Here is a 26307-nt window from a genome sequence, read left to right as displayed (position 1 = left end):
GCCGGTAGGCTGCCGTGCGCACTTCGTGCAGTCCCGATCTGCCCCGCCCCAGGAGAGTCGTCCGTGACCGTAGCCCTCACCCCGCCCGAGACGTCCCCCGCGTCCCCGGAGCCCGTGTCCGACCTCGTCGCGCGTGACGCGCGGGAGTTCGGGGCGTACGCCCGGACCGGAGGGTGGGCCTTCGGGCTGAAGGTGGCGCGCAGCGTGCGGCCCGGCGGGCAGGGCGCGGACGAGACGCCGAAGGTGTCCGCGAAGGAGTTCGCGGAGCTCGCCGGCTGCTCCCCGGAGCGGGTCATGCGCTACTACAAGGCCTGGGACCGGGCGGCCGACGACGGCATGGTCCCGCACTTCGAGGCCCTGACCCCGGGTCAGGACGTCGAACTGCCGGACGCCGACGTGTGGCTGAGCTACTACGTCTCCCGCAACAGCGCCACGTCGGAGCGCGGCACCGCCATCACCGAGGCCGCCGAGGCGGAGGGCATCCGGCCCACCAAAGCGCTGGAGGTCGCGGAGAACCCCACCGCCCTGCGCGCCGCGATCCTCGCCGACCCCTCCACGGCCCGCGCGGCCCGCCAGGCCCTGCTGGACCGGGTCCGCGAGGACCCCGGCCTCCAGTCGGAGCTGGCCCGCGACGTGGTGCGCACCGATGAGCTGAAGAAGGCCGTCGCCGGGGAGAGCAGGGCCGCCGACCGCATCGGATACGTGCGCCAGATCGCCGAGTCGGGGCAGATCAGGACGCCTGCCGGGCAGACCGTCGAGGCGCCCGCCGACCTCCGTCAGGAGGCCGAGCGGCACCTGTCCCTCATCGACGAGCTGGACGAGGAGGAGGACGCCGGCGAGTGGGCCGCCGAGGCGTACGACACCATGAAGTCCCTCGTCGTGGAGGCCGTGGAGGCCGACCCGGGGCTGCGGGTGCAGGAGCGGCGCACGAAGTTCTACAGCAGCCTGCAGAAGGCGACCAAGGTGTTCGAGGAATTGACCTTCGACGACGTCCCGGAGTTCTACGAGGACGACATGGTCACGCAGTTGGAGGAGCTCCAGCGGGCCGTGGCCGTGTGCATCGCGTCGCTGCGCGGAGCCCGCGGGAATCACCCGGAGGGCTGAGCATCTTGTGCGTACAGGGGGTACTAGAGGGCTCTACGTCGGTTCTTCCCGGAGGCCCTCTCGTGAACTCCTTCGTGCACAAGACCCTGGTGGTGCAGCTCCAGGCGGGTGACACGGACCGCTTCTCCGTGCTCGCCCACCTGAGCTACGACGCCGCCGACCCGTTCGCCGTCACCGTCGTCTTCAGCCACGACGGCCGCGTCCTCGCCCGGTGGCAGCTGGACCGGGAGATGCTCGCCGACGGTCTGCGGCGCCCGGTCGGGGTGGGGGACGTGCGGATGCGTCCCGAGTCGCGGGGCGTGTGGCAGGAGCTGCGCATGGAGTTCCTCGGCGACGCCCGTCCCGACGGGGGCCGCCACCACGCGGTGGTGTTCGCGTGGGCCCCGGCGTTCGCGGCGTTCCTGCGGGAGACCCACGAGATGGTCCCGCCGGGCCGCGAGGAGGTCCACGTCGACGACTTCCTCGCGGGCGTCATCGCCGGAGGCTGAACCGCAGTCGCCGTTGGAGGCCGGACCGCGGCGATCAGGGCGGGCTCCCCTCGTGACAGCCCGCCCACGCCGCCGACGAACCTCCCGGTCACCTGGAGGTGTGGCGGTGCCGGGTCCACAGCGGCAGGACGAACCAGCACAGCAGGTACCAGCCGACCACGCCGGCCACCAGATAGGGCACGAAACCGTCGTGGGTCGCCACGCGGAGGATCAGCAGCAGTGAGGACGTCGTCGTGGCCAGCAGCAGCACCAGGCCGAGCAGCGTCAGCCGGGACGCCAGCTGCACCGCCTGCGGTTTGACGCGCCGCCCGGAGACGAGGCGGTGCAGGGACACCGGCCCGATCAGCGCGCCGGTCGCGCATGCGCCGAGCACGACCGTCACCAGGTAGATCGTCTGGTCCGTGTCGGTCAGGTCGTCGTACTTCTCGGTGAACACCACGGTGAGCAGAAAGCCGAACAGGATCTGCACGCCCATCTGCGCCACGCGGACCTCCTGGATGAGCTCCTGCCACATCCGGTCCGCTCTCTCCTCCTCGGTCTCGTTGCGCCCCCGGCGCCTGGCCCCGCCCTCTGCCGTGTCGGTCACTGGTCCTCCCGGTGTGAACTCGCGCGTCCTTGCTCTTCGCGGGTTCCCCGGAAAGGGCCGTCGTCCCGGGCCGCGCGCGGTTTGAGCGATCAGGGGACGGTTACACGGACGGCGCGAATGACGCAGAGCCCGAGGAGGTCGTGGACGCATGTCCGGTACGCAGCTCACCGTGACGCTCAGCGGCGGAGGCGCCGACGACGCGCGAGCGGTCGTCCGGGCGCTGGAAGGGACGTTCGGTGCGCCGGACGAGCTTCCCGCCGACGAGAACGCGACGGTGCACATGGCGACCTTCGACGGCGGCGCGCACGCAGGTGGCGGCGGGAGCACCGAGGAGGGCGCGGGGCGGCTGTCCGCGCCGGTGACCGTCACGGTGCAGGGCGCTCCGGAGGCGGTGCGGCGGGCGAGCGACACGCTCACCCGGGCCTTCACGGCGCGTGACGACGGTGCCGCGTCCGGCGACCAGGAGCAGGAGAGGCAGCTGCTCCTGGTGCCGTGAGGGCGGTCCCTACCAGCGGTTCTCCACCTGCTCCAGGATCCGCCGCTCGTACAGGTCGCGGATCGCCGTGAGCGTCTCGCCGGGCAGGTCGGGCAGCCGGGCGGCGGCCGCGTTGGCGCGGGCCTGCTCGGGCGAGCGGGCCCCCGGGATCACGGTCGTCACGCCGGGCTGCTCGATGATCCAGCGCAGCGCCAGCTGGGCGGGGGTGTAGCCCTCGGGGGCGAGCGCGGCGAACTCGGCGGCCGCCTCGACGCCGGTGGCGTAGTCGACGCCGGAGAAGGTCTCGCCGACGTCGAAGGACTCGCCGTGCCGGTTGTAGGTGCGGTGGTCGTTCTCCGGGAAGACCGTGTCCCGCGTGTACTTGCCCGACAGCAGGCCGGAGGCGAGCGGGACGCGGGCGATGATGCCCACGCCGGCCTCGCGGGCGGCCGGGAGCACCTCGCGCAGGGGCTTCATGCGGAACGGGTTGAGGATGATCTGCACGCTCGCCACGCCCGGCCGGGCGATCGCGGTCAGCGCCTCCTGGCAGGTCTCGACGCTGACGCCGTACGCGGCAATCCGCTCCTCCTCGACCAGGGTGTCGAGGGCGTCGAACACCTCGTCCGTGGAGTAGACGGGCGTCGGCGGGCAGTGCAGCTGCACCAGGTCGACGCGGTCGACGCCGAGGTTGCGCCGGGAGCGGTCGTTCCAGGCGCGGAAGTTGTCGAGCACGTAGTTCTCGGGGATCTGGTCGACCCGGCGGCCCATCTTGGTGGCGACCAGGACGTGCAGGTCCGGCCGGCCGCTGAGGAACGTGGCGATGGTCTGCTCGCTGCGGCCGTCGCCGTAGACGTCGGCGGTGTCGAAGAAGGTCACCCCCGCCTCGGCCGCCGCCTCCAGTACCGCGAGGGCTTCCTTGTCGTCGACGTCTCCCCAGTCGGCACCCAGCTGCCACGTACCGAGACCGACGACGGAAGCGTGCTGACCCGACCTGTCGAATGTGCGCTCGTCCATGGGCGTCAGTCTGTCATCCGTCACGGCCCCGCGCGGAGGGTGCTGCTCCGGCCTGCCGAACCCACCAGATTCACTCACACGAGTGAATAGAGGGAGCGGGGATATGTCACGTGTCAACCGGCCTCTAGCGTGACTGCACGTGACAACTGGTGCAGAGAGCAACTTCCCGTCGGCCGACCCGCGTTGGACGCGCCGGGGCTTCCTTCTCACCGCGGCCGCGCTGGCCGCCGTGCCCGGTCTGCCGGCGGATCCGGCGGTGGCCGCCGCGGAGCTGCCGGACTTCCCGGCGGACGTCGCGCTGTACCGCTCGGCGTACCGGAACTGGGTCGGCGAGATCACCGCAGACGGCCTGTGGGCGTGCGCGCCGGACGGCCCGGACCAGGTGGTCGCCGTCGTCAACTGGGCGTGGCGGCACGGGTGGCGGGTGCGGGCCCGGGGCGCCTCGCACGGCTGGTCGCCCCTGACGGTGACGGAGGGGACGGCAGCGGCCGCGCCCGTCCTCCTCGTCGACACCGCGCCCCACCTCACCGGCCTCGCGCTGGACTCCCCCACGTCCGTGCGCGCCGGGACGGGCGTGACCATGGAGGCCCTGCTCGGCTTCCTGGAGGAGCACGGCCTCGGCGTCACGGCCGCACCGGCACCCGGTGTCCTCACCCTCGGCGGGGTCCTGGCCGTCGACGGGCACGGCACCGCCGTCCCCGCGCGGGGCGAGCGGCGGCTCCCCGGGCACACGTACGGCTCGCTCAGCAATCTGGTCCTGTCCCTGACGGCGGTCGTCTGGGACTCCCGGGCCGGCGCGTACGTGCTGCGCACCTTCCACCGCGACGAGGCGGACGGCGCCGCGCTGCTGACCCACCTGGGGCGGTCGCTGGTGACCGAGGTGGTGCTGCGGGTGGGGGCCGACACCCGGCTGCGGTGTGTGAGCCGCACGGACATCCCGGCCGGGGAGCTGTTCGCCGCGCCCGGCTCCGACGGGCGGACGCTCGCGCGTTTCCTGGACGAGGCCGGCCGGGTCGAGGCGATCTGGTTCGCCTTCACCGAACACCCCTGGCTGAAGGTGTGGAGCGTCTCCCCCACCCGCCCGCTGACCTCGCGGACGGTGACGCGGCCGTACAACTACCCGTTCTCCGACAACATCCCGGCCCCGGTGGCGGAGCTGGTGGGCAGTATGACGTCGGAGGCGGCCTGGTACCTCGCGCCGGTGCTGGGCAACGCGCAGTACGACGCGGCGGCGCTCGGGCTGGTGGCGACGCTGTCGGCCGACCTCTGGGGGCCGTCCAAGAACACGCTGCTGTACCTGAAGCCGACCACCCTGAAGGTGCACGCCGACGGTTACGCGGTCCTCACCTCGCGGGAGAGCGTGCAGCGGGTCGTCGCCGAGTTCGCGGCGTTCTACCGGGAGCGGCTCACGGCGTACGCCGCGCGGGGCAGCTTCCCCGTCAACGGCTCGGTGGAGATCCGGGTGACCGGCCTGGACGACCCGGGCGACGCGGAGGCGGCCGGGGCCCGCCCGCCGCTGCTGTCCGCGCTCCGGCCGCGCCAGGACCGCCCCGAGTGGGACACGGCGGTGTGGCTGGACGTCCTGACCCTGCCGGGCACGCCGGACGCGGAGGTGTTCCTGCGCGAGATCGAGCGGTTCCTGCTGCGCACCTTCGACGGCGGCTACGCCCTGACCCGGGTCGAGTGGTCCAAGGGGTGGGCCTACACGGACGACGGCGTGTGGAGCGACGGGGAGGTGCTGGACTCGGTGGTGCCGGCGGCGGTCGGCCCGGCCGAGTGGGCCGAGGCGACCGCGATCCTGGACCGCCTCGATCCGCACCGGGTCTACGGCAATGCCTTCCTGGACCGGCTGTTCACGGACAGCCACCAGGGCGCCTAGGAGCGGGCGGTCAGCTCTCTGGCCTGTACGGTCCGCGCCACCTTCGGGCCCAGCCAGCGCTTGAACCTGCGCAGCGTCTCCAGCTGCCCGGCCGCCCGGTCGAGCCGGTAGTAGAGCTGCGGCGGGACGTGCGGCAGCAGGGGCGAGTGGCGCTGGCCGAGGAGGGCGAACATGCGCTCCGGCGGCAGGTGGATGTAGCGCGGGAGGTTCTCGTACCACTGGGCGCTGTAGCGGGCCGCGCTCTGCAGGGGCAGGAGGGCCCGCTTGCGTTCGTGCTCGTAGCGGGCGAGGGCCTGCGGGAGAGCGGCGTGCTCGCGCAGCGCCGTGGCCAGGGCGATCGCGTCCTCCAGGGCGAGGGTGGTGCCGGCGCCGATGGAGTAGTGGGTGGTGTGGGCGGCGTCGCCCAGCAGGACGAGGTTGCCGTGGTGCCAGGTGTGGTTCGTGAGGGTGCGGAAGGTCTGCCACGGGGTTCCGCCGGGGCGTCCCAGCAGGGGATGGCCGTCCAGGACGTCGGCGAAGAGGCCCTCCAGCAGGGCCCGTCCGTCGGTCTCGCCGGCGCGGTCGAGCCCGAGTCCGGTCCAGGTGGCGGGCGCGCACTCGACGACGCAGGTGCTGCGGTCGGGGCCGTAGGCGTAGCCGTAGCACCAGATCCAGCCGTGGCGGGTCTCCACGAACGCGAAGGTGAAGGCGTCGAAGACCTTGGTGGTGCCGAGCCACACGTAGGGGTTGCGGCCGGTCGTGAGCCGGGTGCCGAAGTGCGCCGCGTGGCGGGTGCGCAGGGCGCTGCGGACACCGTCGGCCGCCACCACCAGGTCGGCGTCGGGCAGTGCCTCCGGCTCGATCCCGGACGCGTACTCCAGTCGCACGCCGAGGTCGCGGGCCCGGGCGGCGAGGATCTCCAGGAGGCGGTGGCGGCCGATGCCGTGGCCCTGGTCGCCGCTGTGCCGGGCCGTCAGGTCCCCGACGCGGGCGACGCCGTCGCACCACCGGACGGAGCCGGCGTCCAGGGCGCGCGCCGACTCGGGGTCCTGCGCGTGGAGTTGTTCCAGCAGTCCGCGCCAGTACGTCACGCCCCAGCCGTACGTCGAGCCCTCCGGGTCGCGTTCGTGGACGGTGATGTCGTGGGACGGGTCCTGCCGCTTGAGCAGGATCGAGAGATACAGACCGGCGGGCCCGCCACCGACACAGGCGACCTTCACGCACACCCCTGAGAATTACCGAGAGCTGTCGATTGCGGACGCAGAGTAGCAGGACAAAAGCATCATCGACCGAACCGCCGTTTCACGTCAGCTTCGCGGCGTGACGCGCACCACGAGCCGCCGGCCGCCCGGGGAGGAACATCCGCCACAGCCCCCGAAGCGGGCGGAATTTCCCCCTCCGCACCGGCTCACGCGGGCCGCCGCGACAAGATCATCCTGGTTCAACCTTGCACGACATAAGGGGAATCGCCCGGATCGCAGCCAACCGGCTCGAGGGGATTTCGCCCGTTACCGGACGGGCCGATAGGCATACGGGGTCATCACCCGAACGACCCCAGGAGGTCCGTATGCCGGAACTCAGCCGTCGCCGCACGCTCACCGCCGCGGCCGCCCTCGCCACGGCCGCGGGAACCGTGCCGGCCCTGGCCCGGGCCGCGACCACCGCCGGGCACCACGGCTCCCCCGCGTCCTTCGACGAGGTCTACAAGGGCCGCCGGATACAGGGCCGGCCGGCCTCCGGGTCCGGTCACCACCACCACGGCGCGGGCTACGCGGTGTTCGTCGACGGCGTGGAACTGCACGTGATGCGCAACGCCGACGGCAGCTGGATCAGCGTCGTCAGCCACTACGACCCGGTGGCCACGCCGCGCGCCGCCGCCCGTGCCGCGGTGGACGAGCTGCAGGGCGCGCCGCTGCTGCCGTTCCCCGCCAACTGACCCGTACCGCACCGCACCTGGAGCACCCGCACATGGCTGTCCGCAAGAACCAGTCCGCCCTGACCGCCGACGAGAAGCGGCGTTTCGTCGCCGCGCTGATCGAGCTGAAGCGCACCGGCCGCTACGACGCGTTCGTCACCACGCACAACGCGTTCATCGTCTCCGACACCGACGACGGCGAGCGGACGGGCCACCGCTCCCCGTCCTTCCTGCCCTGGCACCGAAGATTCCTCCTGGAGTTCGAGCGGGCGCTGCAGTCGGTGGACGCGTCGGTGAGCCTGCCGTACTGGGACTGGACCGTCGACCGTACGCCGCGTGCCTCGCTGTGGGCGCCCGACTTCCTCGGGGGCACCGGGCGCGAGCGGGACGGCCGGGTGACGGACGGGCCGTTCTCCGCGTCGAGCGGCGACTGGCCGATCAACGTGCGGGTCGACGGGCGTACGTTCCTGCGCCGTTCCCTGGGGTCCGGGGGGCGCGAGCTGCCGACGCGGGCGGAGGTCGACTCGGTGCTGGCGATGCCGACGTACGACATGGCGCCCTGGAACAGCGGCTCGGACGGTTTCCGCAACCACCTCGAGGGGTGGCGCGGCGTCAACCTGCACAACCGCGTCCATGTCTGGGTCGGCGGGCAGATGGCCACCGGGGTCTCCCCCAACGACCCGGTGTTCTGGCTGCACCACGCCTTCATAGACAAGCTGTGGGCCGACTGGCAGCGGCGCCACCCCCGCTCCGGCTATCTGCCGGCCGCGGGCACGCCGAATGTGATCGACCTGCGCGAGACGATGCGGCCGTGGCACGACACGACCCCGGCGGACCTGCTGGACCACACGCCGCACTACACGTTCGACGCCTAGGGGCGGCTGGTCAGACGGGTGCGGCGGGGGTCAGACGGGTGCGGCGGGGCGGCACTCGGGGTGGCCCCAGCCGCTGTCGTTCTTCGCGATGGGCTCGCCGGCCGCGTAGGAGCGGCCGCACTGGCAGCGGCCGGGGAACTTCGCCTTGATCGTGCGCGAGGAGCCCTTCGCCGCGGAGGTCCTCCCGGTGCGGGCGGCGCCGCCGCGTGAGCGGGAGCGCGGGGCCTTGGCCAGGGTGTCCGGGGCGGGCGGCGGCTCGGGGGAGCCGAGGCCGCTGCCCGCGGGCTCCTGGACGGTCGCGGCCTGGCTGGCGGCGCGGTCGGCGAAGTCGTTGAGCCGGTCGCCGTCGACCTGGTGGGCGGGGACGTAGCGGAACTCGACCGAGCGGCCGTCCAGCAGTTCGTCGATGCGCACGACGAGGTCCTGGTTGGCGACCGGCTTCCCGGCGGCCGTCTTCCAGCCGTTGCGCTTCCAGCCCGGCAGCCAGGTGGTGACGGCCTTCATCGCGTACTGCGAGTCCATGCGGATCTCGAGCGGCACGCCCGGGTCGGTCGCCGCCAGCAGGCGCTCCAGCGCGGTCAGTTCGGCGACGTTGTTGGTGGCCCTGCCGAGCGGCCCCGCCTCCCACCGCTCCGGCGTCTCGGAAGCGTCGGCGACGACCCAGGCCCAGCCCGCGGGCCCGGGGTTTCCCTTCGAAGCCCCGTCGCACGCGGCCACAACACGTTCACCCATGGACACGATCATGCCATGGGCGTGCCGGGTGCCCGTCCCGGCCGTTCAGGAGACGTCGGTCATGGCCGGCATCTCGCCCTCGGTCCGCGTGGTGTCGATCACGGAGAAGTTCGCGCCCTGGGGGTCGGTCAGCGCCGCGAACCGCCCGAAGGGGGTGTCCATCGGTCCGAACTGCAGCGTCGCGCCGAGCTTCGTGGCCTTGGAGACCGTCTCGTCGCAGTCGGCCACGCCGAAGTAGACGTTGATGTACGGCGGCATCTCGGGCGGGAAGTCGTCCGTCATCTCCATGCGGCCGAGGGCGGGTCGCTCACCGAGGTTGTAGACCCGGAAGTCCATCGTGTGGTCCTGCATCTGCTGGGCGCTGTAGCCGAAGACCGCGGGGAAGAACGCGTCGGACTTCCGCGGCTCGCGGGTGAAGACCTCCGCCCAGCAGAACGCCCCCGGCCCGCCCATCTCCGTGTCGAAGCCCTCGTGGGTGCCGGCCTGCCACAGGCCGAACATCACGCCACCGGGGTCGCGGGCCAGGCACATGGTGCCGAGGTCGGCGACCTGCATCGGCTCCATCACCACCTCGCCGCCGTTCTCGCGGATCTTCCGCGCGGTGGCGGCGGCGTCCCGGGCCGCGAAGTACAGGCACCACTGCGACACGCCTTCCTGGCCGGGCATGGGCGGGACGACGGCGGCGGCCGCCTTGCCGTTCGCGTAGGCCTCGGTGTAGTTGCCGAACTCCGCCGACGCCTCGGCGAAGGTCCAGCCGAGGACGTCCCCGTAGAAGCTCTTGGCCCCTTCGAGGTCGCTGAACATCGCGTCGGCCCAGCAAGGGGCTCCTTCAGGTTGCACGGCCATGGCTGCGACCCTCTCCGGACGGGTGGATGGTCCGTTTCCTCACGCTAGTCACCTGCGGGCCGCCCCGCGCGCCGAGCGCGAGCCGCTTGCGGACGGGTGCGCGGGCGGTGGCCACGGCGAGTGCACGACCGTGTCGGCGGCGTTCGCGCGCCCCGTGCGCCCGGCGGCGCGGGGCGGGAGACCGGCGTGGGATCACACGGAGGTTCGTCCTCCGCCCCGAGCGGGGGTTTGCCACCGCCGACGCGAGAAGCCGCCCCCTTCACGCGGTTATCCGGCCGCCTCTGCCGCTGTTTGGCTGGTACTCGAGGCCCGCCCGGCTCACCGGCGCCACGAGGCCGCCGGCCTCGCCGGCCGTCCCGCCGTCTTCGCCGACCACTCCATCCACCCCCGCCGACCGCTCGGCCCGCTCCCGCTTGTCCCGGGGGCGTCTCACGCTGTCCGCTCCACCCCAGGGAGGGAATGTGTCCGCACCCGAGAGCACCACCGGCCCCGCCACCGACGACCCCGCGCCCCAGCCCGCCGCGGCACCCACCGAGGCGCAGCTCACCAGCCTCAGCACCCAGGCGGCCCGCCGGCTCGCCACGACCACCAAGTCCGTCCCGCAGATGCAGGCCATCACCTCGCGGTGGCTGCTGAAGACGCTGCCGTGGGTCGACGTCCGGGGCGGTGCGTACCGGGTCAACCGGCGGCTGACCCTGCGCCTGGGCCGGGGCCGGGTGCAGTTCGAGCAGAACGGGGCCGACGACATCCGGGTGATCCCCGCGACGCTGACCGAGCTGCCCGTGCTGCGCGGCTACTCGGACACCGAGGCGCTGAAGGAGATCGCCTCCCGGTTCGAGGTCCGTGAGGTGCGCGTCGGAGAGGTGCTGTTCGAGGCCGGCCAGCCCGTCACCGAGGCCTACCTGATCGTGCACGGCCGGTTCACCCGGTACGCCACCGGCAAGTACGGCGAGGAGGAGGTCATCGGCGTCGTCACGGACGGCGAGGGGCTCGGCGACGAGGCCGTGGGGCGGGCCGATCCGCTCTGGCTGACGTCCGTGCGCGCGGAGACCGCGGGTGTGGTGCTGGTGCTGTCCTGGGACACGCTGCGGGAGTACACCGACCGCGTCCCGTCCCTCGCGGCCCATCTGGAGGCCTACGCCGAGCGGCAGAGCAAACCGATGAACCGCAAGGGCGAGGCGGACGTGCCGGTGCAGGCCGGGCACGTGGGCGAGCCGGTCCTGCCCGGCGGCTTCGTCGACTACGAACTCGCCCCGCGCGAGTACGAGTTGTCGCTCACGCAGACCGTGCTGCGGGTCCACACCCGGGTCGCCGACCTCTACAACGACCCGATGGACCAGACCGAGCAGCAGCTCCGGCTGACCATCGAGGAGATCCGCGAGCGCCAGGAGTGGGAGCTGGTCAACAACCGCGAGTTCGGGCTGCTGCACAACGTCGACTACAGCCAGCGCATCAGCACGTTCTCGGGCCCGCCGACGCCGGACGACCTGGACGAGCTGCTGTCGATGCGGCGCAAGACACGGCTGTTCCTCGCCCACCCGAAGGCCATCGCGGCGTTCTTCCGCCAGTGCAACAAGCGGGGGCTGGTGCCGGGCACGGTGAACGTCGAGGGCCACGAGGTGCCCGCCTGGCGGGGTGTCCCGCTCTTCCCGTGCGGCAAGATCCCGGTCAGCGACCAGCACACCAGCAGCATCATCGCCCTGCGCACCGGAGAGGCCGACCAAGGGGTCGTCGGACTGTTCCAGACCGGTATCCCCGAGGAGTACCAGCCGGGCCTGAACGTGCGGTTCATGGGCGTCGACGACACCGCGATCATCCGCTACCTGGTGACCGCCTACTACTCGCTGGCCATCCTGGTGCCCGACGCCGCGGGCATCCTGGAGAACGTCCAGATCGGCCGGACGGCCGGCTGACGGGGTGGAGTGGAGTACGCCCGTGAACACTCCCCCGACCCCCGACACACCGGCCTCACCGCTCGCCGGCCTTCCGGCATCACCACGCCCACCGGTCCCGGGTCCACCTGGCTCAGCGCTCACCGGCCTTCCGGCATCAGCACGCCCACCGATCCCCGGCCCACAACGTTCGCCGATCCCCGGCCCACCTGGCACACCGCTCACCGGCCTTCCGGCATCACCACGCCCACCGATCCCCGGCCCACCACGTTCGCCGATCCCCGGCCCACCTGGCGCACCGCTCACCGGGCTTCCGGCATCACCACGCCCACCGGTCCCCGGCCCACCACGTTCGCCGATCTCCGGCCCACCTGGCGCACCGCTCACCGGCCTTCCGGCATCACCACGCCCACCAGTCCCCGGCCCACCTGGCACACCGCTCACCGGCCGCCCTCCGGGCCCGGCCTTCGCCGGGGTCCCGGCCCCGGTGGCCGCCGATGCTCCGGCCCCCGTCCCCCGGCCCGCCCCGCCCGGCCCCCCGCGTCTCGCCCGGGCCGGACGGGCCCGGCCCGGTGGTCCCGTCCCCGGGCTGCGGTACCGGCCCGCCGTGCCTCCCGATCCCGAGAAGGTCAAGGAGATCGACCGCAGGCTGGAGGCCTGGGCGCACGCGCTGGAGCTGTTCCCGCCGGCGTGGACCGGGGACTTCGCGGGGTTCCAGTTCGGCCGGGCCGTCGTGCTGCAGCATCCGGGCGCCGCCGACCTGGACCGGCTCACCGTCGCCGGTGAGCTGCTGCTGGCCGAGAACCTCGTCGACAGCTGCTACTGCTCCGAGGACGAGGACCGGGGCGGGTCCTCGCGCGGACTCGGCGGGCGGCTGGTCATCGCCCAGTCGGCGCTCGACCCGTACCACGGTCCGCCCGACCGGGAGGCGGAGTGGCGCCGGGGCCTGACGGCCGACGGGCCGCTGCGCTCGTACCACCGCGCGCTCAAGGACTACGCCGCCTTCGCCACCCCCAGTCAGACCGACCGGTTCGTGCACGACATCGCCCGGCTGCACCTCGGGTACGTCGCCGAGGCCGCCTGGGCGGAGACGCGGTACGTGCCGCGCGTCTGGGAGTACCTGGTGATGCGGCAGTTCAACAACTTCCGCCCGTGTCTGTCGATCGTGGACGCGGTGGACGGCTACGAGCTGCCCGAGGCGGTGTACGCCCGCCCGGAGATCCAGCGGATCACCGCACTGGCGTGCAACGCCACCACCATCGTCAACGACCTGTACTCCTTCACCAAGGAGCTGGCGGGCGACCCCGACCACCTCAACCTGCCGCTGGTCATCGCCGCCGAGGAGCGGCGCGGGCTGAAGGCCGCCTATCTGAAGGCCGTCGAGATCCACAACCAGATCATGGACGCCTTCGAGGAGGAGTCCGCGGCGCTGTCCGCCTCCTCGCCGCTCGTCGAGCGCTACGCCCGGGGCCTTGCGGCCTGGGTGTCCGGCAACCACGAGTGGCACGCCACCAACACCCACCGCTACCACCTGCCCGACTACTGGTGAAGCGCGATCCCTTGATGTCACGCCAGAAGCACGAGGAGCCGTCCGTGACCACCACCGCAGACGCCACGACAGCACCGCTGCCGACCCGGACCGCCGCCGACTCGACGTACCAGAACCGCGTGGCCGACTACTGGAACGCGGAGGAGAACCCGGTCAACCTGGAACTCGGGAAGATCGACGACCTGTACCACCACCACTACGGCGTCGGAGAGGCCGACCGGTCCGTCCTCGACGAGAAGGACCCCGAGCGGCGCCGCGAGCGGATCACCGCCGAACTCCACCGCCTCGAACACGCCCAGGCCGAACTGCTCGCCGGCCGCCTCGGCCCCCTCTCCCCCGCCGACCGCGTCTTCGACGCCGGATGCGGGCGCGGCGGCGGCAGCGTGGTGGCGCACCTCCGCTACGGCTGCCGGGCCGACGGGGTGACCCTCTCCGCCAAGCAGGCCGACTTCGCGGGCGAGCAGGCCCGGCGCCGGGGCATCGACGGCAAGGTCCGCTACCACTGCCGGAACATGCTCGACACCGGCTTCCCGACGGGCGCGTTCGCGGCGTCGTGGAACAACGAGTCGACGATGTACGTGGAGCTGGACCTGCTGTTCGCCGAGCACGCCCGGCTGCTGCGCCGCGGTGGCCGCTACGTGGTGATCACCGGCTGCTACAACGACACCTACGGGCGGGCCTCGCGCGAGGTCTCCCTGATCAACGCCCACTACATCTGCGACATCCACCCGCGGTCCGAGTACTTCCGGGCCATGGCCCGCAACCGGCTGGTCCCGGTCCACGTGCAGGACCTGACGGCCGCGACCCTTCCGTACTGGGAGTTGCGCCGGCAGGCCGAGCACCTGGTCACGGGCATCGAGGACACGTTCCTCACCGCCTACCGGAACGGCAGTTTCCAGTACCTGCTGATCGTCGCCGACCGCGTGTGACCCACCGCGTCCGGTGGACGTCTTCCCCCCGGCGCCCGGCTGTGCTTGCCTGAGTGCCGTTTCGGTGGCCGGGGTGGGAGTTGCCGTATGCGCAAGCCGTGGGTCGTGGGGATGGTGCTGGCCGGGGTGCTGCTCGGCGCGTGCGGGGATCCGGCGTCCGCGCCCGAGGGGCCACCGCCGGCCGCACCGCGTACGTCGGCCTCTCCCGGGCCCGCGGCCCCGGGCGAGCAGGGCGCGCCCCCGCCCCGCGGGCGCGCGCCCGTCTCCCCCGGCGCGGTGGTGAAGAAGGCGCCCAGGGTGCTGTACCTCGGCGACTCGCTGGCGATGGAGGCGCAGAAGGTCCTCGGACAGGAGTTACGCCGGGACGTCGCGGCGGAGTACACCAGTGCCCCGTACTCCGGCACCACCCTCTGCGACTACCTGGAGGGCACGGCCGACCGGTCCCTCGTGCTGGCCGCCGACAAGGCCGCCGCGCTGGTGCGCAGGCTGCGGCCCGACTTCGTGGTGCTGCAGTTCTGGGGGAACTCCTGGGGCTACACGCCGTGCATGGACGGCATCACCTACGCCAAGTCCCCGGCCCGGTACTTCGCCCGGTACGCCGCCGACGCGCGCCGGCTCGCCGAGCAGATCGCCGCGGCCGGGAACGGCAGCCGCCCGAGGATCGTCTGGGTGTCGCAGGGCCCGGACCCGGCCACCCCCGACCGGGTCCGGCGGGTCAACGCCCTCTACGCGAAGCAGGCCGCCGCCACGGGGGACCTGGTGTCGGACGCCGGGAAGGCGGTGAGCCCGGCCGGCGGCCGCTACACCTGGACGCAGTACCTGCCGTGCACGGCCCACGAACGCGCCCACCGGGACTACTGCACCCAGCCGTCCCGCGACCGTACGGCCCTGCACCGCGACGACGACTACCTGCACTTCTGTCTGGCACCCACGACGTCCACGCCGAAGCCCTGCCCGGTCCGCTCCCCCGGCATCCTGCGGATCGCCCGGGAGATCACCGCGACGATTCGGCACGCGACGGGCTGACCGCCTCGCATGGACGCCGTGTGCGCGCTGCGGACCGGTTCCCGCGGGCGCCGGTGGGTCACTCGCCCGCGTACGCCTTCTCCAGGGCGGCGAGGTCGAACTTGCCCATCGCCATGAACGCCTCGGTCACCCGGGCCGCCTTCGCCGGGTCCGGGTCGGTGATCATCTCGTCGAGCCGCTCCGGGACGACCTGCCAGGACACGCCGTACTTGTCCTTGAGCCAGCCGCACGGGCCCGGCTCGCCGCCGTCGGTGAGCCTGGTCCAGTAGTAGTCGATCTCCTCCTGGTTCGCGCAGAAGATCATGAAGGAGACCGCCTCGGTGAACTTGAACTGCGGTCCGCCGTTGAGCCCGAGGAAGCGGTGGCCGTTGGCCGTGAACTCGACGGTCATCACGCCGCCGGCGGGCTGGAGCGCCCCCTCGGGGTAGCGGGCGATCTTGCCGATGCTGGAGTTCTTGAAGATCGAGACGTAGTGGTGGGCCGCCTCCTCGGCCTGGCCGTCGAACCAGAGGCAGGTGGTGAAACCGTCGGTCGCCATGAGTTCCTCCCGGGGCGTGGTCGCTGTCATCTGTGTCGACCGGCCGACGGCCCGGAACTCATCGGCTCGGCGGGGAAAATTGTTCGGCCACCTCACGGCGCCCCCTGGCATCGCGGCCATGACCACGTCCCAGACCGCCGGCAGCGGTGTCCGTCCCTTCCGTCTCGACATCCCGCGGCGCGACCTCGACGACCTCCACGACCGTCTCGACCGCACCCGCCGGCCGGACGGGCCGCCCGGCTCGGGCGCCACCCCGCTGATGATCACCCACGGCTGGCCGGGCTCGATCGTGGAGTTCCTGGACGTCGTCGGACCGCTGGCCGATCCGGCCGCCCACGGAGGGGATCCGTCCGACGCGTTCCCCGTGGTGGTGCCGAGCATCCCCGGGTTCGGGCTGTCCGGGCCGACGGCGGACAGCGGCGATCCCGCGGGAAGCCAGAAGGAACTGGACGCGCTCGGCCCCGAGGAGCGGGAGCGCACCCTCGCCTCCCGGCACCGCTGGCGCGACTACTCCCGTGACGGCACGGATTACGCCGTACTCCAGTCGGCCCGGCCACAGACCGTGGCGTACGCCCTCACAGACTCGCCGGCCGGCAACTCGCCTGGATCGTGGAGTAGTTCCGCGAGTGGACGGACTCGGACGAGCTGCCCCTTCCCGGCCGAGCCCCAGCTCCCGCTGCGGCACCGGGCCGAGCGCACGGAGAACCTCGTGCGCTGGACGGGTTCGACCGCGGCGGGCACTTCGCGGCGATGGAGGAGCCCGATCTGCTGGTCGGCGACGTGCGGGCGTTCTTCCGCCAGTTGCGCGAGAAGGGCTGAGCCCGGGGGCTCTGCCGGTAGCGGATCTGCCGAGGGCAGAGAAACCGTTCGCGGGCATCGTCCGAGGTCAAGAGTGGAGTCGACGGCACATCCCGACACGTCCACGGCGCTCGCCGCCACGACGAGGAGAACCGATGACTCCACTCACGACGCTCGCCCCGCGGGCGGAGGAGGGCGACACCCCTCCGACCCGGTTCGACGACCATCTCGCCGCCCAACTGCTCGCGCAGCGCATCGTGCTGCTGGGCACGCAGGTCGACGAGGTCTCCGCGAACCGGGTCTGCGCCCAGTTGCTCATCCTGTCCGCGGAGGACCCGCGCACCGACATCAGCCTGTACATCAACAGCCCCGGCGGCTCGGTGCACGCGGGCCTGGCGATCTACGACACGATGCGGCTGATCCCCAACGACGTCTCCACCCTGGCCATGGGCTTCGCCGCCAGCATGGGCCAGTTCCTGCTCTGCGTCGGCACGCCGGGCAAGCGCTACGCCCTGCCGAACGCGCGCGTCATGATGCACCAGCCGTCGGGGGGCATCGGCGGCACCACCGCCGACATCGAGATCCAGGCGGAGAACCTGGAGTTCACCAAGCGGACCATCGAGCGGATCACCGCCGAGCACACCGGACAGACCCCGGAGACCATCTCCCGGGACGGCGACCGGGACCGCTGGTTCACGGCCGAGGAGGCCAAGGAGTACGGCATGGTGGACCGGGTCCTGGAGTCCCTCGCGGACATCCGCCCGGCGGCCACCCGGCGCAGGATGGGGCTTCAGTGATGGGTACGTACACGATTCCGAACGTCGTCGAGCGCACCCCGCAGGGCGAACGGTCCTACGACGTGTTCAGCAGGCTGCTGTCCGAGCGGATCATCTTCCTCGGCACCGAGATCGACGACGGCGTCGCCAACGTCGTCATCGCGCAATTGCTCCATCTGGAGTCGTCGTCCCCGGAGAGCGAGATCGCGGTCTACCTCAACTCCCCCGGCGGCTCGTTCACTTCGCTCATGGCCATCTACGACACCATGACGTACGTGCAGGCGCCGATCTCGACGTTCTGCGTCGGGCAGGCGGCCTCCACGGCGGCCGTGCTGCTGGCCGGCGGGGACACCGGGCGGCGGTTCGTGCTGGAGCACGCCCGGGTGCTGCTCGGGCAGCCGGCCACGGGCGGAGCGCGCGGCACGGCGTCGGACCTGTCGCTGCAGGCCAAGGAGATGGTGCGGATCCGCTCCCAGGTGGAGGAGGTGCTGGCCCGGCACACCCACCACGACGTGGGCACCCTGCGGGCCGACATGGACCGCGACAAGGTGTTCACCGCGCGGGAGGCGGTGGCCTACGGGCTGGCCGACGAGGTGCTGAGCCGGCGCCCCGTGAAGGTCTGAGGCGCCGGCCGGCCGGGCTCAGGCGGCCAGGCACAGCCCGTCGTACGACGACGTGGACGCCCCGCGGCGGCCGCCGCCCGCGTACCGGGAGGTGACGCGGCTCAGCTCGTCCTGCGCCCTCGTCAGCAGGTCGCCCAGGCCCAGTCCGAGGGCCTGGGCGGCGGCCGCGAGGACCTCCGAGGAGGCCTCCTTGCGGCCGCGCTCCACCTCCGACAGGTAGGGCATCGAGATGCGCGCCTCGTCGGCGACGTCCTTCAGGGTGCGCTCCTGCGCGAGGCGTTCACGGCGCAGGACGTCGCCCACGAGGTCACGCCACAGGGGCTCCTTCGGGGCGGGGGCCGGGGGTCCGGGGCGCGGCGGAGCGGCGGTGGGGCGGGCCGCCTGGGGGCGCGCGCCGTGCGGACGCAGGGGGATGACGCGGGCTTCGTTCGGCACGTGGTTGCTCACCGCTCCAGCCTAGGAGTCCTGCTCGCCGGGGGAAGGGCCCGGCGTTCCGCCCTGGGTGGAATGGCCCCAACGCGCTCTCCCGGCAGGGAGGTTGGCGGGGCTGCGCCCCGGCCCGGGTGCCGTCGGCGGAGGAGGCCCGGCAGCCGGTTTTCCCGCCCGTCGGACATTCGCGCGCATGTGTGGCGCCTGCCCGGGTACCCGCAACCCGGAAGGACCTAGGCAGATGTCCGCCATGACGTTCGGGGAGAGGTAATGGAGACCGCCGTGATCCGGTCGAAGGCACAGGTCGTCGAGGAGAACGCCGAGGCCAGCACGGGTGACGGAGCACTGCCGGGAGTCGCGGACCCGCGGTCCGTGGCCCCGCGGGACGCCAGGGAGCTGTCCCGCCAGTTCTTCCAGCGCCTGACGGAACTCGAAGAGGGCACGCACGAGTACCAGTACGCGCGCAACACGCTGATCGAGATGAACATGTCGCTCGTGCGGTTCGCGGCCGGCCGGTTCCGGGGCCGCGGCGACGACATGGAGGACATCGTCCAGACCGGCATGATCGGCCTGATCAAGGCGATCGACCGGTTCGAGCTGAGCCGCGAGGTCGAGTTCACCTCCTTCGCGCTGCCGTACATCGTCGGCGAGATCAAGCGCTTCTTCCGGGACACCACGTGGGCGGTGCACGTGCCGCGGCGGCTGCAGGAGCTGCGCGTGGAGCTGGCCAAGGCCCGTGAGGAACTCGCGAGCCGGCTGGACCGCGAGCCGACGGTCGCGGAGCTGGCCACGCTGATGAACATCTCCGAGAGCCAGGTCATCGAGGGGCAGATCGCCGCGAACGGGTACAACTCCTCCTCGCTGGACGCCGCGCTCACCGGTGACGGGCCGGAGGGCGGCGAGGCCGTCCTGGCCGACTTCATCGGGGTGGAGGAGGACGGGCTGCGGCTCGTCGAGGACTTCCACTCGCTCGCCCCGCTCATGGCGGAGCTCAGCGAGCGGGACCGGCAGATCATCCACATGCGGTTCGTGGAGGAGGCCACCCAGGCGGAGATCGGCGAGCGGCTCGGCTGCTCCCAGATGCACGTCTCCCGCCTGATCAAGCGGATCATCACCCGGCTGCGCGAGGGCATGCTGGGCGAGCTGGGCTGCGCCTGACACAGCCGGACGCCGTCGCGGGTGCCGCCCCCCATGCGGGAGGGGACGACACCCGCGACGGCGTCCGAGGCGCGGACGGCCGCCTCCCGGGGGCCACGGCGCGCGGAGCGTCCCGGCGGAGCCTCACACGCGGAGGGGCTCACCCACCGGCTTCGTCGGCGAGGGGCAGCACGGCGCGTACGCGCTTGCCCACCGGCACCCGTTCCACGCTGACCTGCTCGGCGAGCGCGTGGACGATCTCCAGGCCGTGCCGGCCGACGCGCTCGGGGTTGCGCGGGAAGATGCGGGGCAGGGCGGAGCTGCTGTCGTAGACCGACACCGTCACCGCGGTGTCCGTGCCCACGAGCTCCAGGATGTACGGCCCGTTGCTGTGGCGGTCGGCGTTGGTGACCAGCTCGCTCACCACCAGCAGCACGGCGCCGTCGACGCGGTCGTCGATGCGCGCGCACCACTCGGTCCTGAGCTGCTCGAGGAAGAGCGCGGCGAAGGACCGCGCCTCGGCGATGCATCCCTGCTCGCCCGAATAGTGTGCCGCCCGCCTCAGCGGTTCCACGGGCACGTCGAAACCAGTCGGTATCACTGCCCCGTCCAGGTGGTCGATCATGCGTTTCTCTCTGGGAAGCCGGACTGGCCGGACGCTCTGCACCAGTGCTCGTACCCCGAGCCGCGCGGTGCAGTCCTGACAGCTGTCCGTCCGTCCAGTGCCCTGGGCATTGTCCCCCGTCCGCGGGGCACCCGGAAGGAACCAGGACCGGCCGAGGGCGGCCGGGCGGATCGCCGGAGGTGTGCGGTGGCCTGGTGGATGTGGCTGGTCGTGGTGGTCGCGGCGCTCGCCGCGATCCTTGTGGTGACGCTCGCCGTGCAGGCCGGCCGGCGGTCGGGGACCGTCATCGCGGTACGGCGCGGGCCCGGTGGGAAGGGCGTGCGATGAACGAGCTGATGGCGGCGCGGAGCCTGACGACCCTGCCGGTCGTCACGCTGGGCGGAGACGCCGTCGCGCAGGTCAAGGACACCGTCTTCGACGCCGCGGCCGGGCGCGTCACCGGCTTCACGCTCAGCGGCCGCGGCCTGCTGTCCGGCCCGCTGAAGCAGAGCCTGCCCTGGGCGGCGGTGCACTCGCTGGGCCATGACGCCGTGATGATCCGCGACGCCCTCGCCCTGCAGGACACGTCCGTCGTGGTGGCGCGCCGCGAGGCCCAGCAGGGCCGGGTGCTGCACGCGAAAGTCCTGACCGACGAGGGCTCGGAGGTCGGCACGGTGCTCGACGTGGTCGTCGAGGGCGGCACCAGCGGCCGGGTCGTGGGCTTCCGGATCGCCGCCGCCAAGGCACTCGTGCAGGGCTCCAGACGCCGTCGGCACCGGGTGTACGTGCCGCGCGGGGAGACGCTCGCCGTCTCGGGGCGGGCGCTGGTCATCCCCGCGGACGCCACCCGTTACGTCGCCGACGACCTGACGGACTTCGTCGCCCGGGTCGGTGCCTTCCGTGACGAGCGGAAGGGGACGCCGTCGTGATGCTGTTCTCGCAGGCGCGGGGCCTGCCGGTGCTGACGCTGGCCGACGCGGAGGAGATCGGCGTCGTGAGGTCGCTGACGGTCGACGCCGCCTCCGGCGTGGTCACCCACGTCCGGGTGCGCGGCAGGCACTCCCGCAAGGAGACGGTGCTGGCCTGGGGCGCCCTGCACGCCGTCGGCCCGGACGCCGTGCTGGTGCGCTCGTCCGCCGCCCCCGCCGAGGTGCCGCCGCACCACGAGCTGCCGGGCCTGCGGATCCTCGCCGAGACGGGTGACGAGCTCGGCACGGTCCAGGACGTGGCGTTCGAGCCGGAGACGGGCCGCCTCGAGGCGGTCGTCGGCGCCCGGGTCGAGGTGCCGGCCGATCGCCTGCTCGGGCTCGGCGACTACGCCCTGGTGGTCCGTGCCGGCTGAGTCGTCCGTGCCGGGTGAGTCAGGAGGCCGGGGCCTGGTCGGTCGTGACGCTCCCGGTGTCACTCCCGGGCGGCTGGGGTTCGGACGTCGGCGGCTCGCTCGTAGGCGGCTCGGACGACGTCTCCGGCTCCGAGGTCGGCGGTTCGCTCGTGGGCGGCTCCGACGAGGTCGGGTCGGTCGGCGATGTCGGCGTGGTCACGCTCACCGACGGGGAGGGCTTGTCCGGCTTCTCGGTCTTGCGGTCCTTCGCGCCCGTGTCCCCCTTGTGACGCTCGAACCACTCGCCGTCGCGCTCGCACATGACGAAGACGTCGACCGGCTCGGGCGCGGGGGTGACCACGACGACGTTCGACGACTTGTACGACGGCCACGCGTCGCCGGAGGCCTTCGGCGCGGTCTGCTGGGCGACCGGCGGGGTCAGCGGGTTGCCGCACGCGCAGCGCACCCGGGGCACGCCGCGGTCGTCGACGAGGACGGCCGTGCCGGACTGGAGGACGGCCTGGTAGCTGGTGGCGGCGCCGTCCTTGTAGCCGTGGTTGGTGACGCGGGTGTCCATGCGCAGCTGCACCGGGGTGAGCGAACGCAGGTACGCGGGGACGTCGGACGGGTCCACGCGGGCGACGGAGGCGAACGCCCGCTGCTTGTCGGGGGCGCCCTCGAAGTACGAGATCTGCTTCTCCACGTCACAGCTGGCCACGTTGCGGGTGCCGCCGTAGAGGCCGGGCGCGCCGCCCTGCACGCCTTGGACGGTGTTCTGCGGGGCCAGCTCGGTGGGCGAGGGCGAGACCGGCGCGGCGGAGCTCTCCTTCGCCGTGGACTCGGTGAACGGGTCGGGGCCGGTGTCCGCCGCGGGCTGGAGGAAGACCTCGCCCTCGGACGTCCTGGTGCCGCCGTCGGACGCGCCGGTGCCGCCGCCGTCGGGGCGGGTGAACACCACGACCAGGACGACGGCGGCCACGAGGGCGCCGGCGATCAGCGCGACACGGGGGACGGATCCCCACCACGGGCGGCGCGGCTCGGGCGGCTCGCCGCCCCCGCTCGGCGGCTCGGGGGGCGGGCCGCCCCCCGGCGGCGGCTGGGAGGGGCCCGACAGCGGGCCCGAGGGGGGTCCTGTGGGGCGGCCGGACGACGGCGGTTCGACGCTCACGAGCTCTTCTTCCCGCGTGGGTTCTCTCGCGGCCTCCGCACATCCGAGGCATTGATCCCGGTGTAGGCCGCTTTTTCCACTACGAGTTCATTGTGTGCTCCGGTCCGGTACGCCCCGCAAGCCGACGCGGACGGACCTCCCGGCGGGCGGGCGGCGCGGGTGCTGCTTAGCGTGGCAGCGTGAGTTCGCGCATCCCCTCCGGCCAGGTCCGTCCCGCGGGCGAGCGGGTCGCCGCCCGCCACGGCTGGGCGCAGGCCCTCGTCACGGTGCTCGGCGGGCTGCTCGCCATGGCGGTGGTGGCCGCGCTCGGCCTGTGGGCGGCCGGGGCCGCCGACCTGCCGGACGGCGCGTTCGCCCCGGTCGTCGCGGCGACCGTGGTCACCGCCGTCGGGGGCACCGTGGAGCTCTCCGGGAGCGCCGGGGACCTCGCCGACACGCAGGCGGGCCTGACAGTGATCCCCTTGTCGGTCACCCTCACCGGGGCGCTGGTGATCGCCTGGGGTTTCCTGCGGCCGCTGCGGCACCGCGCGGTCGCCGGTGCCCGGGAGCTGGCCGGGTGGGCCGCCCGGATCGCGGCGCTGTGGCTGCTCGCGCTGATCGCCCTGACGCTCGCCGCCCGGCACACCTTCGACATCTCCCTCGGGAACGACGCGCTGGGCGAACTCGGCGACCTGTTCGGCGCCTCGCCGAAGGTCGGCTTCACCAGCGACGTCCCGCTGTCCGTGTTCGTCGGCGTGGTGTGGCTGGCCGGTGTGCTGGTGCTGGCGCTGCTGGTGTCGCGCGGGGCTCCGCTGCCGGGCGGACTGCTGCGGTTCCAGGCCTCCGTACGGCCGGCCGCGTACGCGGTGGTCGCGCTGCTGCTCGCCTGTGTCGCCATCGGCGTGGTCGTGGCGCTCGTCGTCGCGGTGACGCGGGGGCACGTGGCTGAGACGTTCGCGGTGATCCTGCTGGGCATGCCCAACCTGGTGTGGCTGGCGCTGACGATCGGGCTCGGCGCCACCTGGAACGGCAGGGTGGAGGGGCCGTTCGGGCTGCCGATGCCGCAGGTGCTCGACGAGGTGCTGCGCACCCCGGACATCTCCGAGCTGAACCTGAGGACGCTGGCGGAGCACGACGGCCGGGTGTGGTGGCTGCTGGTCGTCGACGCCGTGCTGCTGCTGGGCGCCGCGTTCGTGATGGCCGCCCGGTCCCCGGCCCGGGTCCGGGCCTGGCAGCACGCCGTGCACATGGCCGTCGCGCTGGTGCTGACGGTGTTCATGATCTGCCTCGTGGGGCGGATCTCCGCGCATTACGGCCTGTCCGTGCTCGGCATCGGCGACCTGGGCGGCGGTCTCGCGGGCGAGCTGTTCCTCAGACCCCGGTTGTGGGGTGCGGTGGGGCTGGCCGTGCCGTGGGGGCTGGTGACCGGGTTCGCCGGGGCGCTGCTGGCCCGGCACGTGCGGCGGCGGGGCGAGGCGGGTCCGGTCCGGGAGCACTGACTCCGGACGCTACGGCCTCGGCAGGAAGACCGGTTCGGCCCAGCGCGGGGGCGGTTTGGGCCGCTCCTCCCCCGGGCCCGGCCGCTGCCGGTCCCCCGGTGGGGGCGTGGGGGCGATCCCGGCCACGCCGCCGGTCGTCGCGGCGCGCAGGGCGGCCACGAAGTCGAGGCAGGACGGGTACCGGTCGTCGGGGCTCTTGGCGAGGGCCTTGGCGAAGACGGGGTCGGCCTGGGCGGGGATGCCGGGCCGGGCCTCGGTCAGCGGCGGCGGGTCGTCGTACTGGTGGGCCCAGAGCAGGGCCATGTCGTCGTCCCGGCGGAAGGGCGGGTGACCCGCCAGGGTCTCGTAGACGACGCAGGCGAAGCCGTAGACGTCGCAGCGGGCGTCGACCGGCTTGCCGGAGATCTGCTCGGGGGCGACGTAGTCGAGGGTGCCGACGAACTGGCCGACCGTGGTGAAGCCGGTCAGCGACAGCGACTTCTTCGTGAGGCCGAAGTCGGTGAGGTAGACGTGCTCGGGGTGGTCGCTGTCGGTGCCGCGGGAGACCAGGATGTTGCCGGGCTTGACGTCCCGGTGCACCAGGCCGTGCTCGTGGGCGGCGTCGAGCGCGGAGGCGACCTGGGCGGCGACGCGCACGGCGGTGGCGGGCGGCAGCGGGCCCTCCCGGTCGAGGACGTGCCGCAGGTCGCTGCCGGCGACGTAGCGCATGGCGATGTAGAGGACGCCGTCCGTCTCGCCCGCCTCGAACACCGGCACGATGTGGGGGTGGTCGATCGCGGCGGCGGCGCGGGACTCGTGCGTGAAGCGGCGCCGGAAGGTGTCGTTGCGGGCGAGTTCCGGGGCGAGCAGCTTGAGGGCGACGGTGCGTTCCAGACGCAGGTCGCGGGCCCGGTAGACGACGGCCATGCCGCCGCGCCCGATCTCCTGCTCGATCCGGTACCCGGCGATCTGCTGCCCGATCAGCTCGGAGGGCCGCCCCGAGAACACGCTCGTCTCGCGGCTCAACGGACGTCACCCTCGGGCGACACGACCCGAGTGGGCGCGGTCTCCCCCGGACGCCCCGCCTCCTCGACGTCCTCCGGCGCCACGAGCCGCGTGGGCTCGGGAGGTTCCGGAGCTTCGGCAGAGCCGACTCGGGTGGGCTCGGGGGGCTCGGGAGACACGACCCGGGTGGGCTCGGGCCCCTCAGGGGGCACGACCCGGGTCGGCTCGGGGGCTTCGGCAGGCATGGCGTCCGACGGCCCCGAAGCCTCGGGAGAGACCACCCGGGTGGGCTCGGGGGGCTTGGGCAGCTCGGACGACACGACCCGGGTCGGCTCGGGGGCCCCGGGCCGCACGGCCGGCGTCGGCTCCGGCACCTCGGAGGACGCGCCCCCCGACGGCCCCGGCGCCTCCGGCGAGACCACCCGCGTCGGCTCGGGAGGCCTGGCGGGCTCGGACGACACGACCCGCGTCGGCTCGGGAGCCTCGGGGGACACAACTCGGGTCGGCTCGGGAGCCTCGGGAGGCGCCGCGCGGGTCGGCCCGGGGGGTGCGTTCTGTCCGGGGCCGGTGGTCTGTGCCGGGCGTGGTGCCGGCTGGGAGCGGGGCGGTTCCTCGGGGACCACCCGCGTCGGTGGGTGCGCGGGCGCCTCGGCCCGGCGGGACGGCTCCGGGTCGGCCCGGGGGGTCTCGTCCGTCGCGTACGTGGTCAGGCGGGTGCCGTCGGCGTACACCCAGTGGCCGTGCGCGGCGTCGTAGAGCCACACGGACTCGCCGTCGACGACCACGCCGATCCGCAGCCCGCGGGTGCGGGCGCGGAAGGACTCCCGGTCCAGGCCGCCCGCGAGGTCCTCGACCGCCGACCGGTAGCGCGCCAGAGCCTCCTGCGCCCGGCTCAGCAGCGGACGCGGATCCGCGGCGCGGGTGAGCGGCCCGTCCGCGGCGGGCGGGTCCTGCGGCACCGCCACCAGGCGCCGCCCGTCGACCCAGGCGGACCAGCCGTTGAAGCACAGCACGTGCCCCCAGTCGCCCTGCCGCTCCAGCAGCTGCACCGGCAGCAGCGGGTCGAGGTCGACGGTGGGCCGGGCCGGGTCGGGCTCCTCCCAGGCGGGCATCCCGTGCTGGGGCACGACGTGGGTGGGCCGGAAGCCGGGAGTCGTCATGG

Annotated in this window: 28 protein-coding genes and 1 pseudogene; 18 read left to right on the top strand and 11 right to left on the bottom strand. The window is 73.1% G+C overall.

What is annotated here, in order from left to right; genetic code table 11:
* The first annotated feature begins 63 nt into the window (after positions 1-63).
* Together ABZ948_RS26325 and ABZ948_RS26320 are read left to right on the top strand one after the other, a co-directional pair.
* Positions 64-1104: a hypothetical protein gene (locus tag ABZ948_RS26325; RefSeq protein WP_359763474.1), complete on the top strand. Its 1041-nt coding sequence runs from the start codon at positions 64-66 to the stop codon at positions 1102-1104.
* Between the two features lie 62 nt (positions 1105-1166).
* Positions 1167-1592 (top strand): SsgA family sporulation/cell division regulator, encoded by a 426-nt coding sequence (locus ABZ948_RS26320; RefSeq protein ID WP_359763472.1) that lies wholly within the window; start codon positions 1167-1169, stop codon positions 1590-1592.
* Between the two features lie 88 nt (positions 1593-1680).
* Here the strand turns inward: ABZ948_RS26320 and ABZ948_RS26315 are convergent, their stop codons facing one another.
* Positions 1681-2178: a DUF6328 family protein gene (locus ABZ948_RS26315; protein WP_359763470.1), complete on the bottom strand. Its 498-nt coding sequence runs from the start codon at positions 2176-2178 to the stop codon at positions 1681-1683.
* Between the two features lie 148 nt (positions 2179-2326).
* Here ABZ948_RS26315 and ABZ948_RS26310 point away from each other — a divergent pair, with 148 nt between their 5' ends.
* Positions 2327-2674, top strand: coding sequence for a hypothetical protein (locus ABZ948_RS26310; protein ID WP_359763468.1), 348 nt, complete (start codon positions 2327-2329; stop codon positions 2672-2674).
* A 9-nt stretch (positions 2675-2683) separates the two neighbouring features.
* Here ABZ948_RS26310 and ABZ948_RS26305 read toward each other — a convergent pair whose 3' ends face one another.
* Entirely contained in the window at positions 2684-3667 is a 984-nt protein-coding gene (locus ABZ948_RS26305; RefSeq protein ID WP_359763466.1) for an aldo/keto reductase, read from the bottom strand.
* Positions 3668-3806: 139 nt separating this feature from the next.
* Between ABZ948_RS26305 and ABZ948_RS26300 the strand changes: the two genes are divergently transcribed.
* Positions 3807-5546, top strand: a complete 1740-nt coding sequence (locus ABZ948_RS26300) for a cholesterol oxidase substrate-binding domain-containing protein (protein ID WP_359763464.1) — start codon at positions 3807-3809, stop codon at positions 5544-5546.
* Here the strand turns inward: ABZ948_RS26300 and ABZ948_RS26295 are convergent.
* Positions 5543-6751, bottom strand: a complete 1209-nt coding sequence (locus ABZ948_RS26295) for an FAD-dependent monooxygenase (protein WP_359763462.1) — start codon at positions 6749-6751, stop codon at positions 5543-5545. The two genes, ABZ948_RS26300 and ABZ948_RS26295, sit on opposite strands and share 4 nt — an antisense overlap.
* 341 nt (positions 6752-7092) lie before the next feature.
* Between ABZ948_RS26295 and melC1 the strand changes: the two genes are divergently transcribed.
* Together melC1 and melC2 are read left to right on the top strand one after the other, a co-directional pair.
* Complete coding sequence (gene melC1 / locus ABZ948_RS26290; protein WP_359763460.1) at positions 7093-7461, top strand: apotyrosinase chaperone MelC1; 369 nt, start codon at positions 7093-7095, stop codon at positions 7459-7461.
* Positions 7462-7493: 32 nt separating this feature from the next.
* Entirely contained in the window at positions 7494-8315 is an 822-nt protein-coding gene (gene melC2, locus ABZ948_RS26285) for a tyrosinase MelC2 (protein WP_359763458.1), read from the top strand.
* 30 nt (positions 8316-8345) lie between these two features.
* On the opposite strand, the gene ABZ948_RS26280 is transcribed toward melC2, so the two are convergent.
* Together ABZ948_RS26280 and ABZ948_RS26275 are read right to left on the bottom strand one after the other, a co-directional pair.
* Entirely contained in the window at positions 8346-9059 is a 714-nt protein-coding gene (locus ABZ948_RS26280; RefSeq protein ID WP_359763456.1) for a ribonuclease H family protein, read from the bottom strand.
* Between the two features lie 33 nt (positions 9060-9092).
* Positions 9093-9893, bottom strand: a complete 801-nt coding sequence (locus ABZ948_RS26275) for a VOC family protein (protein WP_359763454.1) — start codon at positions 9891-9893, stop codon at positions 9093-9095.
* Between the two features lie 461 nt (positions 9894-10354).
* On the opposite strand from ABZ948_RS26275, the gene ABZ948_RS26270 reads away from it, so the two are divergent.
* The 4 genes from ABZ948_RS26270 to ABZ948_RS26255 all read left to right on the top strand — a co-directional run bounded on the left by ABZ948_RS26270 (position 10355) and on the right by ABZ948_RS26255 (position 15289).
* Entirely contained in the window at positions 10355-11806 is a 1452-nt protein-coding gene (locus ABZ948_RS26270) for a family 2B encapsulin nanocompartment shell protein (protein ID WP_359763452.1), read from the top strand.
* A gap of 466 nt (positions 11807-12272) precedes the next feature.
* Positions 12273-13334, top strand: a complete 1062-nt coding sequence (locus ABZ948_RS26265) for a family 2 encapsulin nanocompartment cargo protein terpene cyclase (protein ID WP_359763450.1) — start codon at positions 12273-12275, stop codon at positions 13332-13334.
* A gap of 14 nt (positions 13335-13348) precedes the next feature.
* Positions 13349-14263 (top strand): geranyl diphosphate 2-C-methyltransferase, encoded by a 915-nt coding sequence (locus ABZ948_RS26260; RefSeq protein WP_359763448.1) that lies wholly within the window; start codon positions 13349-13351, stop codon positions 14261-14263.
* Between the two features lie 87 nt (positions 14264-14350).
* On the top strand, positions 14351-15289 hold the full coding sequence (locus tag ABZ948_RS26255; RefSeq protein WP_359763446.1) for an SGNH/GDSL hydrolase family protein: 939 nt from the start codon (positions 14351-14353) through the stop codon (positions 15287-15289).
* 58 nt (positions 15290-15347) lie between these two features.
* Here ABZ948_RS26255 and ABZ948_RS26250 read toward each other — a convergent pair whose 3' ends face one another.
* Positions 15348-15827 (bottom strand): VOC family protein, encoded by a 480-nt coding sequence (locus tag ABZ948_RS26250; RefSeq protein WP_359763444.1) that lies wholly within the window; start codon positions 15825-15827, stop codon positions 15348-15350.
* Positions 15828-15945: 118 nt separating this feature from the next.
* Between ABZ948_RS26250 and ABZ948_RS26245 the strand changes: the two are divergent.
* From ABZ948_RS26245 to ABZ948_RS26235, 3 genes and pseudogenes are all read left to right on the top strand, one after another.
* Positions 15946-16646 (top strand): annotated as a pseudogene (locus ABZ948_RS26245) (alpha/beta fold hydrolase).
* 134 nt (positions 16647-16780) lie between these two features.
* Complete coding sequence (locus tag ABZ948_RS26240) at positions 16781-17422, top strand: ATP-dependent Clp protease proteolytic subunit (protein WP_359763442.1); 642 nt, start codon at positions 16781-16783, stop codon at positions 17420-17422.
* Positions 17422-18024 (top strand): ClpP family protease, encoded by a 603-nt coding sequence (locus ABZ948_RS26235; protein ID WP_359763440.1) that lies wholly within the window; start codon positions 17422-17424, stop codon positions 18022-18024. The genes ABZ948_RS26240 and ABZ948_RS26235 overlap by 1 nt, the downstream gene beginning before the upstream one ends.
* Positions 18025-18042: 18 nt before the next feature.
* Here ABZ948_RS26235 and ABZ948_RS26230 read toward each other — a convergent pair whose 3' ends face one another.
* Entirely contained in the window at positions 18043-18471 is a 429-nt protein-coding gene (locus ABZ948_RS26230; RefSeq protein WP_359763438.1) for a helix-turn-helix domain-containing protein, read from the bottom strand.
* 252 nt (positions 18472-18723) lie between these two features.
* On the opposite strand from ABZ948_RS26230, the gene ABZ948_RS26225 reads away from it, so the two are divergent.
* Entirely contained in the window at positions 18724-19611 is an 888-nt protein-coding gene (locus ABZ948_RS26225; RefSeq protein WP_359763436.1) for an RNA polymerase sigma factor SigF, read from the top strand.
* Between the two features lie 139 nt (positions 19612-19750).
* Here ABZ948_RS26225 and ABZ948_RS26220 read toward each other — a convergent pair whose 3' ends face one another.
* Positions 19751-20215, bottom strand: a complete 465-nt coding sequence (locus tag ABZ948_RS26220; protein ID WP_359763434.1) for an ATP-binding protein — start codon at positions 20213-20215, stop codon at positions 19751-19753.
* A 186-nt stretch (positions 20216-20401) separates the two neighbouring features.
* Here ABZ948_RS26220 and ABZ948_RS26215 point away from each other — a divergent pair, with 186 nt between their 5' ends.
* From ABZ948_RS26215 to ABZ948_RS26205, 3 genes are read left to right on the top strand one after another with little or no spacing between them, the layout of a single operon-like run.
* On the top strand, positions 20402-20542 hold the full coding sequence (locus tag ABZ948_RS26215) for a hypothetical protein (protein WP_359763433.1): 141 nt from the start codon (positions 20402-20404) through the stop codon (positions 20540-20542).
* Positions 20539-21123 (top strand): PRC-barrel domain-containing protein, encoded by a 585-nt coding sequence (locus ABZ948_RS26210; protein ID WP_359763431.1) that lies wholly within the window; start codon positions 20539-20541, stop codon positions 21121-21123. Before ABZ948_RS26215 ends, ABZ948_RS26210 begins: the two co-directional genes overlap by 4 nt.
* Entirely contained in the window at positions 21120-21536 is a 417-nt protein-coding gene (locus ABZ948_RS26205) for a PRC-barrel domain-containing protein (RefSeq protein WP_359763429.1), read from the top strand. The genes ABZ948_RS26210 and ABZ948_RS26205 overlap by 4 nt, the downstream gene beginning before the upstream one ends.
* A gap of 19 nt (positions 21537-21555) precedes the next feature.
* Here the strand turns inward: ABZ948_RS26205 and ABZ948_RS26200 are convergent, their stop codons facing one another.
* A complete protein-coding gene (locus ABZ948_RS26200; protein WP_359763427.1) occupies positions 21556-22683 on the bottom strand; it encodes a DUF6777 domain-containing protein in 1128 nt (375 codons plus the stop codon).
* Between the two features lie 179 nt (positions 22684-22862).
* Here ABZ948_RS26200 and ABZ948_RS26195 point away from each other — a divergent pair, with 179 nt between their 5' ends.
* Positions 22863-24161 (top strand): streptophobe family protein, encoded by a 1299-nt coding sequence (locus tag ABZ948_RS26195; protein WP_359763425.1) that lies wholly within the window; start codon positions 22863-22865, stop codon positions 24159-24161.
* A 9-nt stretch (positions 24162-24170) separates the two neighbouring features.
* Here ABZ948_RS26195 and ABZ948_RS26190 read toward each other — a convergent pair whose 3' ends face one another.
* Positions 24171-25166, bottom strand: a complete 996-nt coding sequence (locus ABZ948_RS26190) for a serine/threonine-protein kinase (protein ID WP_359763423.1) — start codon at positions 25164-25166, stop codon at positions 24171-24173.
* On the bottom strand, positions 25163-26305 hold the full coding sequence (locus ABZ948_RS40965; RefSeq protein WP_435857603.1) for a hypothetical protein: 1143 nt from the start codon (positions 26303-26305) through the stop codon (positions 25163-25165). The genes ABZ948_RS26190 and ABZ948_RS40965 overlap by 4 nt, the downstream gene beginning before the upstream one ends.
* Positions 26306-26307 lie beyond the last annotated feature (2 nt).

Origin of the sequence: Streptomyces olindensis (genome assembly GCF_040645895.1) — a bacterium.
In the GTDB taxonomy this organism is placed as follows: domain Bacteria; phylum Actinomycetota; class Actinomycetes; order Streptomycetales; family Streptomycetaceae; genus Streptomyces; species Streptomyces olindensis.
Note: the sequence above shows the minus strand (reverse complement) of the source record. Positions and strands in the feature narration are given on the sequence as shown.